This window comes from Streptomyces sp. NPDC002130, from assembly GCF_040296465.1.
GTDB lineage: Bacteria > Actinomycetota > Actinomycetes > Streptomycetales > Streptomycetaceae > Streptomyces.
The window spans coordinates 1-1,565 of sequence record NZ_JBEOXI010000750.1; the positions used below are offsets into that span (position 1 = coordinate 1).

General features: G+C 62.9%; 2 protein-coding genes and 1 pseudogene. 2 read left to right on the forward strand and 1 reads right to left on the reverse strand.

The genetic code is table 11. The annotated features are described in order from the left end of the window. Together ABT116_RS45125 and ABT116_RS45130 are read left to right on the forward strand one after the other, a co-directional pair. Positions 1 to 87 (forward strand): annotated as a pseudogene (locus tag ABT116_RS45125) (lytic polysaccharide monooxygenase); the annotation flags it as partial. 359 nt (positions 88 to 446) lie between these two features. Further along, the gene (locus ABT116_RS45130) at positions 447 to 1,208 is read left to right on the forward strand and encodes an SDR family NAD(P)-dependent oxidoreductase (protein ID WP_351646844.1); all 762 of its coding nucleotides are present in this window, start codon (positions 447 to 449) and stop codon (positions 1,206 to 1,208) included. Here ABT116_RS45130 and ABT116_RS45135 read toward each other — a convergent pair. After that, on the reverse strand, positions 1,190 to 1,336 hold the full coding sequence (locus tag ABT116_RS45135; protein ID WP_172436600.1) for a hypothetical protein: 147 nt from the start codon (positions 1,334 to 1,336) through the stop codon (positions 1,190 to 1,192). The two genes, ABT116_RS45130 and ABT116_RS45135, sit on opposite strands and share 19 nt — an antisense overlap. Between the last annotated feature and the right edge of the window lie 229 nt (positions 1,337 to 1,565).

Sequence of the window (1,565 nt, forward strand, 5' to 3'; positions counted from 1 at the left end):
AAGCACCTGCTGTACGCGGTCTGGCAGCGGTCGGACAGCCCGGAGGCGTTCTACTCCTGCTCGGACGTCAGCTTCGGCGGCGGTGGCGGCGCGGCTGCGAGCTTCCTGCGCCACCGATTGCGCCGAGAAGACCAGCAACTGCGCCGATGCCGACGAGAACGCCGCCCAGGCCTGCAATGATCTTCTGGAAGTCGCCGAGAGTTGCGAGGTCCGTCTTGCTGCTGCCAGTGGTGAATGCCATGTCTAGCTCCTCATCATGGAATGTGTACGCGGTCCGCGCGCCCGGTATGTAACGGCGCTCACAATATACGTAAGACAGCCGAAATTTGAAGCGGTGCCGCTGAGTGGGACGTAACTCACATCTCATCCAGCGGGAACCCACGAGTAACAATGCGCGATTCGGACAACGCTTCGGGAACCGTTGAATGACGAGCAGGAGAACAGCAGTGGGCAAGTTGGATGGAAAAGTGGCCCTGATCACTGGCGCAGGGCAAGGCGTCGGCCAGGGAGTTGCGTTTGCGCTCGCCAAGGAGGGCGCTTCCGTCGCGGTCGCGGGCCGCACTGAGTCGAAACTCGTCGTCACATGTAACGAGATCACCGAACGCGGCGGTCGTGCCGAGCCGGTGCTCATGGATATCGCCGACGCGGATTCCATCACCGCCGCCGTGGCGCGGACGGTGGAACTGTTCGGCGGCGTCGACATCCTGATCAACAACGCCAGCCTCAACCCACTCGGCAACATCCTCGACATCACTCCGGAGCGCCTTGCCGACGGATTGACTTCCGGTCCCGTCGCGACGCTGCGAACAATGCAAGCCTGCTACCCGTTCATGAAGGAGCGCGGCGGCGGGGCGATCATCAACATGGTCAGTTCCGTGGCCGTCCGCTGGGATGCTGCCGGCTACGGCGGATACGCGGCGGTGAAGGAGTCCGTCCGAGCCCTCAGTCGCGCGGCAGCGTGCGAATGGGGCGTCGACGGGATCCGCGTCAACGCGGTCGCTCCACACGCGTCGTCACCGGGGTTACAGCGTTGGGCAGATGCGCGTCCGGAAGAGGCTGCCGCTTTTGTTGCCGGGATTCCGCTCCGCAGGATCGGGGACTGCGAGACGGACATCGGCACCGCGGTGGCTTTCCTGGTCGGCCCGGATGCCGCTTATCTGACGGGAGCAACAATTCCGCTCGACGGCGGTCAGTCGCGCTGGGGCTGAGATGTGTCGTCGTCGAAGGCAAGCACCGCCGACTTGTCTTCGGCGATCGGGCGGCCGAAAACGAAACCGACCAGAACGGATGCCAAAACCAACGCGGTCAGCACTATGAGCCCGACCATCCACCACATGGTTTTCAGTATGCCCGAACAGCCATCGGCCGGGCATGCCACGGGTCCCTTGAAAAATCGCGAACCTTCCGCGAAAAGTGTTTGACATCAGTCGAATTCCGTTTCGGCCGTTTTGCGAATTTCGCGAAATTCCGTGATCGAGGCGATCCAGGAGCGGCCGATGCGGGAGTCCGCGGCACGCGTGTAGACCAGCACGACGATGGCCATGATGAGGACCATCAGGAGGTAG

Excerpts from the sequence above, each read along its gene's own strand:
- ABT116_RS45135 (WP_172436600.1), bottom strand. The coding sequence starts at position 1,336 with ATGTGGTGGATGGTCGGGCTCATAGTGCTGACCGCGTTGGTTTTGGCA.